Origin of the sequence: Ramlibacter sp., from assembly GCF_035548915.1 — a bacterium.
Taxonomy (GTDB): domain Bacteria; phylum Pseudomonadota; class Gammaproteobacteria; order Burkholderiales; family Burkholderiaceae_C; genus Ramlibacter.
The window spans coordinates 1-13,190 of sequence record NZ_DASZSE010000053.1; the positions used below are offsets into that span (position 1 = coordinate 1).

The 13,190-nt window shown below is 68.3% G+C and carries 10 protein-coding genes and 1 riboswitch; of the genes, 9 read left to right on the forward strand and 1 reads right to left on the reverse strand.

What is annotated here, in order from left to right; genetic code table 11:
- The 7 genes from VHA82_RS23665 to VHA82_RS23695 form a co-directional block, all read left to right on the forward strand.
- On the forward strand, nt 1-436 hold a 436-nt coding region (locus tag VHA82_RS23665; protein ID WP_325547820.1), incomplete at its 5' end, for a nuclear transport factor 2 family protein.
- Nucleotide 437: 1 nt separating this feature from the next.
- Nucleotides 438-1,787 (forward strand): L,D-transpeptidase, encoded by a 1,350-nt coding sequence (locus tag VHA82_RS23670; protein WP_325547822.1) that lies wholly within the window; start codon nt 438-440, stop codon nt 1,785-1,787.
- Nucleotides 1,784-2,401 carry a peptidylprolyl isomerase gene (locus VHA82_RS23675; protein ID WP_414708693.1) on the forward strand — a complete coding sequence of 206 codons (618 nt, stop codon included), beginning with the start codon at nt 1,784-1,786 and terminating at the stop codon, nt 2,399-2,401. The genes VHA82_RS23670 and VHA82_RS23675 overlap by 4 nt, the downstream gene beginning before the upstream one ends.
- Nucleotides 2,402-2,422: 21 nt before the next feature.
- Nucleotides 2,423-2,929, forward strand: a complete 507-nt coding sequence (locus VHA82_RS23680; protein WP_325547824.1) for a peptidylprolyl isomerase — start codon at nt 2,423-2,425, stop codon at nt 2,927-2,929.
- An 11-nt stretch (nt 2,930-2,940) separates the two neighbouring features.
- Nucleotides 2,941-3,717 carry a UDP-2,3-diacylglucosamine diphosphatase gene (locus VHA82_RS23685; RefSeq protein WP_325547826.1) on the forward strand — a complete coding sequence of 259 codons (777 nt, stop codon included), beginning with the start codon at nt 2,941-2,943 and terminating at the stop codon, nt 3,715-3,717.
- Between the two features lie 10 nt (nt 3,718-3,727).
- The gene (locus VHA82_RS23690; protein WP_325547828.1) at nt 3,728-4,486 is read left to right on the forward strand and encodes a M90 family metallopeptidase; all 759 of its coding nucleotides are present in this window, start codon (nt 3,728-3,730) and stop codon (nt 4,484-4,486) included.
- A gap of 206 nt (nt 4,487-4,692) precedes the next feature.
- A complete protein-coding gene (locus tag VHA82_RS23695; RefSeq protein ID WP_325547830.1) occupies nt 4,693-7,008 on the forward strand; it encodes a hypothetical protein in 2,316 nt (771 codons plus the stop codon).
- A gap of 90 nt (nt 7,009-7,098) precedes the next feature.
- Here VHA82_RS23695 and VHA82_RS23700 read toward each other — a convergent pair whose 3' ends face one another.
- The gene (locus VHA82_RS23700) at nt 7,099-9,882 is read right to left on the reverse strand and encodes a DUF349 domain-containing protein (RefSeq protein ID WP_325547832.1); all 2,784 of its coding nucleotides are present in this window, start codon (nt 9,880-9,882) and stop codon (nt 7,099-7,101) included.
- A gap of 1,010 nt (nt 9,883-10,892) precedes the next feature.
- On the opposite strand from VHA82_RS23700, the gene VHA82_RS23705 reads away from it, so the two are divergent.
- A complete protein-coding gene (locus VHA82_RS23705) occupies nt 10,893-11,708 on the forward strand; it encodes a lytic transglycosylase domain-containing protein (protein ID WP_325547834.1) in 816 nt (271 codons plus the stop codon).
- 18 nt (nt 11,709-11,726) lie between these two features.
- A riboswitch (ZMP/ZTP riboswitch) is annotated at nt 11,727-11,846 on the forward strand.
- Nucleotides 11,847-11,941: 95 nt separating this feature from the next.
- Nucleotides 11,942-13,186, forward strand: a complete 1,245-nt coding sequence (gene glyA, locus VHA82_RS23710; RefSeq protein ID WP_325547837.1) for a serine hydroxymethyltransferase — start codon at nt 11,942-11,944, stop codon at nt 13,184-13,186.
- The last annotated feature ends 4 nt before the right edge of the window (nt 13,187-13,190 follow it).

Sequence of the window (13,190 nt, forward strand, 5' to 3'; positions counted from 1 at the left end):
CGCCCCGGTCGCGACCCCGGCAGCGCCGCCCGCGACGGCGCTGCCCCCCGTCGCATCCGCGGCCCCCGCTGCCTCCCCTGCGGCGGCGAGCGGCAACGCCACGCGCGAAGTCGAGTCCGCCGTGCAGGCCTGGGCCACCGCCTGGTCCTCGAGGGACATGGGCGCCTACCTCGGCGCCTACGGCAAGGAGTTCGATCCCCCCGGCAAGCAGTCGCGCAAGGCCTGGGAGGAAGAACGCCGCGCGCGCATCGTCGGCAAGTCGCACATCAGCGTGAAGGTGAGCGACCTGCACGTCGTCGTGAACGGCAACAAGGCCACGGCGAAATTCAAACAGGCCTATTCGGCCGACGCGCTCAACGTCTCCAGCCGCAAGACGCTCGAGATGGTGAAGTCCGGCGACCGCTGGGTGATCGTGCGGGAAAGCACGGGCGCCTGACATGGCAGCGCGCCCTTCCAGGCGCATCGTGAACGTGCAGTCGCACCCTTGGCGCGCATGGCAACTCTTCGCGGAGCGCTTCGCGTTCTTCGTCGTGTGCGCATTCGCGTGCGCCGCGCAGGCGCCCGCGCCCGCGTTCGCCGCGCAGGTCCACCACGCGAAGCACGCCGAAAGCCGGCATGCGAACAAGGCGGCCGCGCGTCACCGCGCTTCGGCGCCGCTGCGCGCCGTCGTGCCGCACGACGGTGAGGCCGAGGCGCGGCTCATCGCGGTCTACCGGCTCATCGGCCAGGCGAACGTTCGCGAGGCGCTGCGGCAGGCCGAGGCGCTCGTGCGCGATCACCCCAACTTCCAGCTGGCGCAACTCGTGTACGGCGATCTGCTCATGGCGCATGCCAAGCCGGTGCGCACGCTCGGCGACGTGCCGGACGCCGCGGCCAGGCTCGCCGGGCAGAGCCTCACGGACCTGCGCGAGGAATCGCTGCTGCGCATGCGAGCCTTGCGCGAACGGCCGCCGCCGGGCGCGATTCCCCTGCAGTTCGTGCAGCTCTCGGCGGCGAACCACCACGCCATCGCGGTCGATACGTCGCGCGCCCGCCTCTACCTCTTCGAGAACACGGGCACGGGGCTGAAGCTCATCGGGGACTACTACATCTCCGTCGGCAAGCTCGGCATCGAGAAGTCCACCGAAGGCGACTTGCGCACCCCGCTCGGCGTCTACTACGTGACGACCAACCTCGACCCGAAGACGCTCAAGGATTTCTACGGCGCGGGCGCGCTTCCCATCAATTACCCCAATCCGTACGACATGCGCCAGGGCCGGACGGGCAGCGGCATCTGGCTGCACGGAACCCCGCCCACGCAGTATTCGCGGGCGCCGAAGGCCACCGACGGCTGCATCGTGCTCGCCAATCCGGACCTGCTGCGCATCATCCGCACCGTGGAGCTGCGCACGACGCCCGTCGTCATCACGAAGAACATCCGCTGGGTGTCGCCGCAGGCCGTGGAATACGACGCGCGCCGCTTCAACGAGGTGCTGCAGGCCTGGCGCTCGGCCAAGGCGAGCGGCGACGTCGCGCGCATCCTCGGCTTCTACGAAAGCGGCTTTTCCGGCAACGGCAAGACGCTCGCCGAATGGCGTCCCGTCCTCACGGGCGAGCTCGAGCGCATCCGGGGCCACGACCTGCAGCTGAAGGATGTTTCGCTGCTGCGCTGGACCGACTCGGCCGACACCATGGTGGTAACCTTCTCCGAAGCCGCCGCGGGCTCGCGCGTGGCGTCGATCCGCCGGCAATACTGGATGCGCCTCGGCGCGCAATGGAAGATCTTCTTCGAAGGAGTGATCGGGTGACGAACCAAACGACGCGGCGCACGGCCGCTCGACTCATCGCGGCCGGCGTGGCCGCGTTCATCGCGGCAGGACTCGCCTTCGGCACCTGCGCTGCCGCCGCGCAGGGCGAGCCGCGCGTGAAGCTTGCCACCACCGCGGGCGACATCGTGGTGGAGGTCTATCCCGACAAGGCGCCGAAGACGGCGGCCAACTTCCTTCAATACGTGAAGGACGGCTTTTACAACGGCACCATCTTCCACCGCGTGATCGACGGCTTCATGATCCAGGGCGGCGGCATGGACGAGAAGATGTCCGAAAAGCCCACGCGCCCGCCGATCGAGCATGAAGGGCGCGCCGCGCTCGCCAAGGGCCTGCACAACCAGGTGGGCTACCTCGCGATGGCGCGAACGAACGATCCGAACTCCGCCACGGCCCAGTTCTTCATCAACGTCGTCGACAACTCCGGCCGGCTCGATCCCACCGCGAGCAAGGACGGCTACACCGTCTTCGGTAAGGTCGTGAGCGGCATGGAAGTCGTGAACAAGATCAAGTCGGCTCCCACGGGCAATCGCGGCATGCATGCCGACGTGCCGGTCACACCCATCGTCATCACCTCGGCCACCGTGCTGAAGTAACCAGGGAAGGAACATATCGCCATGGACAATCCGAAAGTCGATCTGCACATCAAGGGCTACGGCGTCGTCACGCTCGAACTCGACCAGCAAAAGGCGCCCGAGACGGTCACCAACTTTCTGAGCTACGTGAAGAAGGGCCACTACGACGGCACGATCTTCCATCGCGTGATCGACGGCTTCATGGTCCAGGGCGGCGGCTTCGACTCGGGCATGAAGCAAAAGCCCACCGATGCACCCGTGCGCAACGAAGCGGACAACCAGCTCAAGAACGCCAAGTACACGGTGGCGATGGCGCGCACGAACGATCCGCATTCGGCGAGCGCGCAGTTCTTCATCAACGTCGCCGACAACGACTTCCTCAACCATACGGGAAAGACGCCGCAGGGCTGGGGCTACGCGGTCTTCGGCAAGGTCGTGGCCGGGCAGGACATCGTGGATCGCATCCGTGCCGTGAAGACGGGCAGAAAGGGCTTCCACGACGACGTGCCGCTCGACGACGTGGTGATCGAAAAGGCCGTCGCGGCCTGAGGCCTTCGGTCTTGCCTCCCGTTTCGGTGCCGCCGATCGAGGAGCTCGTCGCCCCGCCCGCGTGGCGCACACTCGAGTTCATCTCCGACCTGCACCTGCACGCGTCCGAGCCGGCGAAGTTCGAAGCCTGGCGGCGCTATATGGCTGAGACCCGGGCCGATGCCGTCTTCATCCTCGGCGACCTCTTCGAAGTGTGGGTCGGCGACGACGCGGCGAGCGAGCCCGGCTTCGACGCGGACTGCGCCGGCGTGCTTCAGGCCGCATCGCGCTTGCGGCCCGTCTTCTTCATGCACGGCAACCGCGACTTCCTCGTCGGCGAAGGGCTGATGCAGGCGAGCGGCGTCACGCTGCTCGACGACCCCACGGTGCTCGATTTCGCCGGCCAACGCTGGCTCCTCACGCACGGCGACCAGCTCTGCCTGGAAGACACCGACTACCTGAAGTTCCGCGCCGAAGTGCGCGACCCGAAGTGGCGGCAGACGATGCTCGCGCATCCGCTGGTCGAGCGCCGCGCGATGGCGAAGTCGCTGCGCGAACGCAGCGCGGCGCGGCACGCCGCGGCGAAAGAGGTGTACGGCGAGGTCGACGAAGCCGCGGCCGCCGCGTGGCTCGAGGCGGCCGACGCGCGCACGATGATCCACGGCCACACGCATCGGCCGCGCGAACACGCGTTGCCGGGCGGGCGCGAGCGCATCGTGCTGGCCGACTGGGACGAAGCGCGCGATGGGTCGCCGGGCGAGTTGCTGCGGCTCGATGCGTCGGGGGCGCGCCGCGTGCCGATCTCGTGATGGCCTGGTGATGCTCGGCTGGTTTCGCCGCCGTCCCAAGGGGCGCGCCATTCCCGATGCGCAGTGGGACGCGACGCTTTCAGCCTATCCGTTTCTGAAGCGCAGGCCCGCGCATGAGCTCGAACGTCTGCGCGAACTCGCTTCGCAGTTTCTCGCGGCCAAGGAATTCCACGGCGCGAACGGCTTCGCGATAACCGATGAAGTCGCGCTCGCGATCGCGGCGCAGGCCGTGCTGCCGGTGCTGCACCTGGGTCTGCACTGGTACGACGATTTCGTCGGCGTCGTCGTGCATCCCGACGAAGTCGTCGCGAAGCGCACCGTGCAGGACGAAGCGGGTGTGGTGCACGAATACGACGAGGTGCTCTCGGGCGAGGCGATGGAGCGCGGGCCGGTGATGCTCAGCTGGCGCGACGTCGCGGCCGCGGGGGCTTCGGCGCAGGAGCCCTACAACGTCGTGATCCACGAATTCGTCCACAAGATCGACATGCGCGACGGCGCGTCCGACGGCTGCCCGCCCCTGCCGTCGCGCGCGGCGCGCGAAGCGTGGCTCGCGGTGATGGCCGCGGAGTACGAGGCCTTTCGTGAAAAGGTCGTGATCGCGGAACGCTTCGGCGGGGCGGCGACGTGGCTCGATCCGTACGGCGCGACGGCGATCGACGAATTCTTCGCGGTGGCCTGCGAGGCGTATTTCGTGGATCCCCGCCGCTTCCCGATGGAATTTCCCCGGCTCACGCAGCTGTTCGACGGCTTCTTTCATCCCGTCCGGTAGCGCAACGCAAGTGCCACATCCTTTCGTCTCGACGCGACGCTGATGTCTTCCGTCGGGCGGCGACGTGGCCGGCTCGTTGAACCAATGGCGAGCATCCGTTACGCATGGGGGAGCTCTCCGGCGAATCGGAGAGGAAGGAGCATCGATTGCACGCGTTGGTCACGATTCACACCGGCCGAGCCGGCAACCCCGAAGATTCACGGAGCGTGGATCGCACGCTGGGCGCCGGCAAGAGGCCCCGCCCCGAACCCCCTCAACGGCATCGCTCGGTTGACGACACCGGCTGCGTTCGGAAGGTTCCGGCCTTCGAACACCGGCGTACGTCCGTGGGTGGCCGGCCCACCGCTGCGAACGCCGGGGTGTGTCGCGAATTCGCGCGAGGCGCGGCGAGCGTCGACAAGATTCAGCGCGTCACCACGAAGTGCATCGCAACGGCTCGCGGCGAGGATGCGCCCTGGCATTGCGTCGAGGCAATGATGTCCGTCGAAGCGCCGTTGAGCCCACACGTGGTCACCGCCTATCTCCACAGGTGCAACGGCAACGTGAATCCCGACCGGGCCAGGTTGCTCCTCGCGCAGCTGAGCACCGCCGGCTGCCCGGCGGACGCTGGCACCTACGGCATGTTGGTCGCGGCCGCTGCCAAGCGCGATCTTGCGCAAGCCAAGCATTGGTTCGACGAGGCCAGCCGCGAGGGCCTGCGCCGGCCGCAGGCGCGGCCGGACGCTCGCATGTGGTGCAACCTCGTGATCGCGCACATCTATGCCGGCCAGGGCGGTTGCGCACTGGAGTGCTTCGAGCGATGGCGCGCAGCGGCCGGCGGACAGCGTGAACTTCACCCCGATGACGAACAGTACAGGGCGATGATCGAAGCGTGTCAAAGAAACGGTGACACTCCGTTGGCCCGGCGCCTGTTTGCATTTCTCCAGCACGACGCCGAAGAGCGGCGCGACCTGCTGGTGGACAGCCGCGCCTACATCGCGATCGGCCGCGCCTGCATCGCCGGCGGGGACCTGGAGGGCGCCCTTCACTATCACGAAGAAAGAAGGCAGGCTTGCGCCCGCAGGCCCGAACTGCGCCTGGACAAGGTGGACTACCACGTCCTGCTTGCTGCGTTCGCGAAACGGGGAGACGTCGGCGCGGCGCGCAGACTCTTCGACGAGCTCGAATTCGACGCGCGGACGCGGCCCGACCTGCGACCGGAGGGCGCGGTCTATGAAGTCATGATTTCGGCACACGCGCACGCCGATCCCGCCGATCCCGCCGGCGCGCGTCATTGGTTCGACAAAATGGCACAGGCGCAGATCGCGCCCGGAGAGCGGGCCTACAGCAACCTGATCCTCGCGCACATCAAGGCGGGAGCTGTCGGCGAAGCCTGTCGATGGATGGAGAAAATGAAAGAGACGTGTCGCCCCTCGGACGTCACGTTCGACATCCTGATTTCGGGATGCGCCGAGGCCGGTGAAACGGAACTCGCCGAACGCTACTGTTCAGAAATGAATCTCGCCGGCTGGAGCCCGAATCACGCGAGCCGCTCACATCTCGTCACGGCGTGGGCAGCGAAGTTCGAGGTAGCGAAGGCGGCGGAGCATCTGCAGGAGATGATTCGCGAGGCCGATCGCGACCCCGTCGGGAATCGCGAATTCGAGCCTCACATGAGACTCTACGGGCAGCTTCTCTATGCCTGTGCGAAGACAGGGCGATTCCGCGAAGCCATCCGGTGGTTCGATGTCGCCGCTTCCAGGTCCGCGGACGGAAGAACCGGCGGCCAATTCCTTGGAATTCACTACGCAAGCGTCGTCGCGGCTTGCGAGAACGGGGGCGATTTCGAAGAAGCCGATGGATTTGCCCGCAAATGGCGGTGCGCGTACGAGGCCAACCCCTTGCTGAGTCCGGATCCGGCGGCATTCGAGCTGCTTGCGGATGCTGCCGCGCGCGGACCCAATCCTGCACGAGCTTTCGTCTGGGACGAGAGGATGCGAGCGGCCGGCGTCGCCCGTACGGACAAGGTCTACGGGGCGCTGATCCGCGCGGCAGGAACGGGTGGACGCCCCCGGCTCGCGGTGGACCTCTTCCGGGAAATGCCGGCTCCCAGCCCTCGCATCTACATCTCGCTGATCGATGCATGTCAGGACGACCCCGCCACCGACTTCGGCGCGGACATTCTGAGATGGGGCGTCGCTTCGGGAGTGTTCGACGAGAAGCTGGGGCTTGTCCGCGAGATGAGCGCGGACGGCACCGAAATCCGGATGCTGGACTTCCATATGAAAAGCATCCTTGCCCGACCGATGGAAGACTGGGTGGGACGCCCGAGCGGTGCGTCGAGCGCGATGGCCAGAGCGATGTTTCGCCTGCACGCCGACGACCTCGACGACACAGTCCAGTTCATCGTGGGCCAGCACGGCGACGGCACGGTCAGGGACACAGTGGCGCAATGCATGCGCGACGCCGAAATGAACCCGGCCTTCCTGCCCCACAACCGAGGCGTTCTGATCCACGTCGCGGCAACGCAGGCTACGCCCTGACCCGACAACGGCGCCGGCCAACGCGCCGGCGCCATCGCTTTGCCCACGCCCCAAGTCGCGCACCTCAGCCGCGCACCTTAGCCGCGCACCTCAGCCACGTAAGAGCACCTTCAACGCGTTTTGCATTCGACGCGCCGTGCCCGCCTCGAAGCCGGTCGCGAAGAGCCGCGCGACGTCCTGCCCCCACGTCTGCTGCGGCGACGGCTCGCCCCGCTTCGTGAGCAGCTGAAGCTGCAGCATGCGGCGCGCGGCAATCTGCTCGGCCGGCGTGGGCACGTCGGCGGCGATCTCCAGTCGAAGCAGCGCGTCGCCGGCATCGCCCGAAGGAGAAGCCGCCAGCGCCTGCACCCAGCTCGTGCGCACCGGCGCGCCGACGGACCGGCCGAGCTCGTGCAGCGACGGCACTTCCTCGCCCGAACGGTGCTCCCACGCCGAAAGCAATTGTCCCAATGCTTCGCCGTGCGCCTGCGCCGCGAGCCGGCGCAGCGCCGCCTGGGCATGCTCCAGCGCGTCGCGCTGAGCTCGGAACGCGACATCGCCGAGGCGCGGGCCGCGATCCTCGCGACGGTCGTCGCGCCGGCCATCGCGGCCTGCGTCCCGCCCGCCGGGACGAGCGGCATCGCGGCGGTCGCCGAAGCGATCGCCGCCCGGACGACCCGGGCCGCCCGGGCCACGGCGCGGATCGCCGCGCCCACCGCGCATGGCTGGCATCGGATCGGCCCGCTTCGCACCGGGCCTGTCGTCACCCCGCACCGCCACCACGGGCTTCGGCGCGGCTTTGGGGGGCGCGCTCGCGGCTTCGCTGCGGACCTCTCCCGCGACAGCCTCGCCTTCGGCCGTGGCGGTTGTGGCGTCAGCGGCGTCAGCGGCGTCGGCGGCGCCGGCGGATTCAGCGGTCTCGGCTGCTCCCTCCTGCGCGCCGGCCGCGGAAGGCGCCGCACCCGCACCCGCACCCGCGACAGGACCGGCGGCCCCAGCCGCGGCTGCCGCCGCAGGACCCGCGGCCTGGTCCCTCATGGCGTGTTCCAGCGCGGTCATGGCCGCGCGAATCTTCTGCGCATCGCCGCTTGCGGTCGCGGCGTCGAGCGCCTTCGAAGCATCGAGCACCCGGCGATCGTGCTCGCCGAGCGCGGCAGCCGCCTTCTCGCGCTCCATCGTCTTGCGATTGAATGCATCGTCGATCGGCTTGCGAAACGCATCCCACAGGCGCTGCTCCTGCTTGCGGTCGAGCGGCACGCCCTGCGCCTCGGCCTGCCAGCGCTGCTGAAGCGCTTTCACGGCATCGATGCGCAGCATGGGCGCGGCGCCCAACGCTTCGGCCTCGCCGATCATCGCCTGGCGCCGCTCCACGCTTTCGCGCTGGGCGGCTTCGAGCGGCGCGCTCGCGGCCGTGTACGCATCCTTCCAGAGGGGCTGCATCTCCGCAAAGGCCTTCTCGCTCAGATGGCCCGCGTCGCGCCAGCGGTCGGCGAACTGGTGCAGCGCGCGGTTGAAGGCTTTCCAGTCGCCGTCGGCCGGTTGCGGATTCGCCTGGGCCCACGCCTTCAACTCTTCGACCAGCGCGAGACGCTTGCCGCGGTTTTCCGCCGCCTCGCTCTTCACCTTGTCGAGCCAGTGCTGGACCACTTCGTACGCGCGGTTGCAGGCCTCGTCGAAGCGCTTCCACAGCGCGTGGTTCGGCGGCCCGCCCTGGTCCACGAGCTTCCACTGCTCGCGCAACGCGCGCAGATGCTCCTGCATCTTGCGGCCGCCGTACTTCGGCTTCGGGGGCTCGGGCTCGGATCCTTCCGCGGGCGCTGGGGCAACCTCGAAGAGCCCCTCGGCCTGCGCCACCAGTTCCTGGCGCAACTGGTCCGCGCGCCAGCGCTGCCAGCCCTCGAGCTCGGTGGCCGCGGCGAGCGCGGCATGCGCCTGGCTCTCGATGCGGTCGTCCACCAGCCTGCCGTGTTCCTTCAGCGCGTTGCGCAGCGCGCCGGCCGCGCCCGCGCTCGCCTTGCCGTGACCCTGCGAGATCTCCTGCTCGAGCCGCGCGAGCGCTTCGCCCACGGCCTGGTTGGCCTTCGCGCGCAATTCGGGGTCGACGCGGGGCTTCGGGGGCTTCGGCGCGGCTTCGGCCGCAACGCCGCGCGCCTGCCGCAACGCATCGGCCCAGACGGGCACGGGCGGCAGCGGCGCCTGCGCGTCGGTGGAGGCCGCGATCGCCTGTGCGAGCGCGGCGCGGAAGGCGTCCCACACGACCTGCAGTTGCCCGCGCGAGGCTTCGAGCAGCGGCGGAAAGCGCGGCTCGATGCTCGGCCAGTTCGCATCCTGCACGAGCGCCTCGGCCTGCGCCTGCCACTGCGGCACATCGGCCTGCAGCGCTTCGGCGGCGGCCTGCGCGTCCTGCCACGGCTTGGTGGAAAGCACCTCGATGCGCTGTGCAAGGAGCACGGCGGCTTCGCGCTGGACCTGCACGCGATGCTGCAAGTCCTCGATGCCCTTCACCCGATCGGCGAGCGCGCCCTTGATCGAGGCGAGCGGCTCCCGGCTGAGGGGCGCGCCGGCCTTGGCGGCGTCGCGTTGCCAGGCGAGCGCATCCGCGATGTTCAGGCGCGGCTGCGCGATGAGAGCACGCGCCTTCTCGGCCCATTCCGCGGCGATGGCTTCCTGGCCGCGGGCGCGCTTGATCTCATCGAGCTTCTCGCGCAGCGGCCGCGCCGCGCCCTTATCGCGCGCGCTCAGCTCGCGGAACACCTCGTGCATCTGCTCGACACTGGGGTTGGCGGCCATCCATTCGCGCACGCGCGCCGCGCGTTCACCGGAGGTCGGAGCCGAGAAGGCGCCACCGGTGAGCGCGTCCAGCGACTGGGTTTCGGGAGATTTCAGGGTACTCACAGCGGATTCATGGATCGGGCAAAGACAAGCCCCCCGGGTGCCGGGGGGCGAAACGCCTATTCTCGCCGGTTTATTCTCGCCCTTTCATTCTCGCTGCTCTTGGCCGCCGCCGGTGGCCGTGCATGCGAGCTGTCGGCCGGCCGCGCGGTTCGCTGGAAAAAGAAGAAGAAATAGAAAGCCCGGCCAGGTAGCCGCAAGCCGCCTGCCGGGCTGGGCGGAAATGCGCGAGCACCTCCGCCGGGGTCCGCAGCCAAAAAGCACATCCCGGCTTTCTGGTTGCGCAGGAAGCAACGATTGCTTCCAAGTGGGGCCGGGGCTGCCACCGAAGTGGCCCTACCGGCTGTGCCCGATCGCTCGGGCTCCCCTAACTTAGGTGAGTGCGGCGCGCATTTCAAATCCTTCTTTTCAATGACGCGAAGGCGCGCGATTGGCGCGTTTGGCTTGACAACCCGGATGGAGGCCCGATTGGAGAGGCCGATCGAAATTTCAATTCTTGTGACTTACATGCGGCCCGACGAACGGTCCGATCGAGCGCCTCCAAACGCCGGCCCGCGTCCCATGAGACCGCCGCGAGACTCGCTCACTCCTGCGGCCGCCTGGGAGTTTGCTCGCCATCTCGCTATGCGATTTGTAGCACGCCCTGAAGGCCCTCTTGCCGGTCGGCGCGTTCCGACATGCGCGCGCGAGCGCTTCCGACAGCCAAACGGCAGAGCCTTGGCGTAAATTCAGCGCCCTTCATGTAACTTTCGCGATGAATCGGCCAGTCATTATTCTTGACCTCGTATTTGGGCCGCCCCTAGAATTCGCCCGTCCCTGGCCACAGCACTAGGGACAACCCGAACCCGCTGCCGAATCGGCGAAGCCGATCGAGGCGGTGTGAAGGGCCCGACGACAAGGGCTCGCGCCAATCGATGGCGTACCAATCCGAAACGAGGAGTCTGACGGCGTGAACCCGCATCGCATCGCGGCGGGGTGACGCGTCCGGCTTTGCGCGCAGAAAGGACATGCGAATGACGGCGTTAGGAAAATTGGCCCGGGGCCTGCGAGTGTTCGCATCCGACGTTGCCCAGGGATTTTTCGAGATCACGCACAACGGCTTCGCCCTCCTCGGGCTCGCCGTGGCGTTCTGTGCGATCACTCTCGCCGCGCGGCCCGACCTGCGCGCGGCCGGCGAGATGCGGCTGGGCGAGTGGCTGCACCAGCGCCAGGCGGCCACGCTCGGCCTCGAGCCGGAGCCCGAGGCGATCGACCGCGCCACGGCGCGCAATCCGACCGAGCTGCCGCGGCAGCAGGCTGCGGTGGCCTACTGGCTGAGCCGCAAGTACCACGTCGCGCCCGAGCCGATCTCCGCGCTCGTGGCCGCGGCCTACGACATCGGCCACCGCACGCGCATGGACCCGACGCTGATCCTGGCCGTGATGGCCGTCGAGTCGGGCTTCAACCCGTTCGCGCAGAGTCCGGTGGGCGCGCAAGGCCTGATGCAGGTGATGACCGTCGTGCACAGCGACAAGTACGAGAATTTCGGCGGCAAGCTCGCGGCCTTCGACCCCGTCACCAACCTTCGCGTGGGCGTGAAGGTGCTGCAGGAGTGCATCCAGCGCGCCGGCTCCGTTCAGGCGGGGCTCAAGTTCTACGTGGGCGCGGCCCAGCTCGGGGACGACGGCGGCTACGCGGAGAAGGTGCTGGCCGAACATTCGAAGCTGCAGCAAGTCGCCGCCGGCCAGCACGTGCCGCTGCCGCCGCCGCCTCCGGTGCGGGCCGTGGCACCGCTTGCGCCCGCCACGATGCCCGAGACCTCGGGCGAGCCGCCGGTGACGCTTTCCTGAGCGCTCTCGGATAAACTAGCGACCGTGCGCAACTGGCGATAGGCGCGCCGTATCCGGCGCGCTGACGTGGGCCTCAACCACTGGGAAGCGCACCGCCGGCTCCGGGCCGGCGTTCAGCCGTTCGCCTGGGCAGCCCCCTTCCCGCAGCTCGTCGTGGCCTCGCATTGCGGCCCGATCGCTCGGAAAGACAGGGACCACCGCCTCATGGGACTGCCGACACAGCACACCACGCCATGTACGACCGCAACATCCTCATCGACGAGACCGACCCCGAGCTCTGGGCGGCGATCCAGTCGGAAAACCGCCGCCAGGAAGAGCACATCGAACTGATCGCGAGCGAGAACTACGCCTCGCCCGCCGTGATGGCGGCGCAAGGCACGCAGCTCACCAACAAGTATGCCGAGGGCTACCCCGGCAAGCGCTACTACGGCGGGTGCGAATTCGTCGACATCGCCGAGCAGCTCGCGCTCGAGCGCGTGAAGCGCCTCTTCGGCGCGCCCGCGGCGAACGTGCAGGCGCACTCCGGCGCCCAGGCGAACGAAGCTGTCTTCATGGCGTTCCTGAAGCCCGGCGACACGATCATGGGGATGAGCCTCGCCGAAGGCGGCCACCTCACGCATGGCATGGCGCTCAACATGAGCGGCAAGTGGTTCAACGTCGTGAGCTACGGGCTCGACGCGAACGAAGCCATCGACTACGACGCGATGGAGCGCAAGGCGCACGAGCACAGGCCGAAGCTCATCATCGCCGGCGCTTCGGCGTATTCGCTCAGGATCGATTTCGAGCGTTTCGCCCGGGTGGCGAAGGACGTGGGCGCGATCTTCATGGTCGACATGGCGCACTACGCGGGCCTGATCGCCGCCGGCGTGTACCCGAACCCCGTGCCGCATGCCGACGTCGTGACGTCCACGACGCACAAGAGTCTGCGCGGCCCGCGCGGCGGCATCATCCTCATGAAGCCCGAGCACGAGAAGGCGATCAACAGCGCGATCTTCCCCGGCCTGCAGGGCGGCCCGCTCATGCACGTGATCGCCGCCAAGGCCGTCGCGTTCAAGGAAGCGCTCTCGCCGGGCTTCAAGACGTACCAGCAGCAGGTGGTGGCGAATGCGCGCGTGGTGGCCGAGACGCTCACCGAGCGGGGCCTGCGCATCGTGAGCGGCCGCACCGAAAGCCACGTGATGCTGGTCGACCTGCGGCCGAAGGGGATTACCGGCAAGGATGCGGAGGCCGTCCTCGGGCAGGCGCACATGACGATCAACAAGAACGCGATTCCGAACGATCCGGAAAAGCCCATGGTGACGAGCGGCGTGCGGCTCGGCACGCCCGCGATGACGACGCGCGGCTTCAAGGAGGAGGAAGCGCGGCTCACCGCCCATCTCGTGGCCGACGTGCTCGAAAACCCGCGCGACGAAGGCCACCTCGCCGCGGTGCGCGAGAAGGTCGGCGCGCTCACTCGCCGGTTTCCGGTGTACAAGTAGGCCG

Coding starts and splice junctions, on each gene's coding strand:
- VHA82_RS23670 (WP_325547822.1), top strand. CDS start 438: ATGGCAGCGCGCCCTTCCAGGCGCATCGTGAACGTGCAGTCGCACCCT.
- glyA (WP_325547837.1), top strand. CDS start 11,942: ATGTACGACCGCAACATCCTCATCGACGAGACCGACCCCGAGCTCTGG.
- VHA82_RS23705 (WP_325547834.1), top strand. CDS start 10,893: ATGACGGCGTTAGGAAAATTGGCCCGGGGCCTGCGAGTGTTCGCATCC.
- VHA82_RS23690 (WP_325547828.1), top strand. CDS start 3,728: ATGCTCGGCTGGTTTCGCCGCCGTCCCAAGGGGCGCGCCATTCCCGAT.
- VHA82_RS23680 (WP_325547824.1), top strand. CDS start 2,423: ATGGACAATCCGAAAGTCGATCTGCACATCAAGGGCTACGGCGTCGTC.